Here is a 461-nt window from a genome sequence, read left to right as displayed (position 1 = left end):
CTGGGAAGTCATACTCTGAAAGTAGCTCACGGACTTCCATTTCAACCAGCTCAAGCAGCTCTTCGTCATCAACCATGTCACATTTGTTCATGAACACGATGATGTTTGGAATACCAACCTGACGACCTAGTAGGATGTGCTCACGGGTCTGTGGCATTGGGCCATCAGTTGCCGCAACAACCAGGATACCACCGTCCATTTGCGCCGCACCGGTGATCATGTTTTTCACATAGTCAGCGTGTCCCGGGCAGTCAACGTGTGCGTAGTGACGGTTTGGCGTATCGTACTCAACGTGAGACGTTGCGATGGTGATACCACGATCACGCTCTTCTGGCGCATTATCGATTGACGCGAAATCACGCGCAGCACCGCCGTATACTTTTGCAAGTACAGTACAGATAGCTGCAGTCAGCGTAGTTTTACCATGGTCAACGTGGCCAATAGTACCAACGTTAACGTGC

At 50.8% G+C, this 461-nt stretch carries 1 protein-coding gene; it reads right to left on the bottom strand.

The window, feature by feature from the left end; translation table 11 throughout:
• Positions 1–461 (bottom strand): GTP-binding protein (locus BZJ21_RS15555; RefSeq protein ID WP_131826360.1); only part of this gene is annotated, 461 nt, incomplete at both ends.

The sequence above is a fragment of the Salinivibrio costicola subsp. alcaliphilus genome (assembly GCF_001996185.1).
Taxonomy (GTDB): domain Bacteria; phylum Pseudomonadota; class Gammaproteobacteria; order Enterobacterales; family Vibrionaceae; genus Salinivibrio; species Salinivibrio costicola.
Note: the sequence above shows the minus strand (reverse complement) of the source record. Positions and strands in the feature narration are given on the sequence as shown.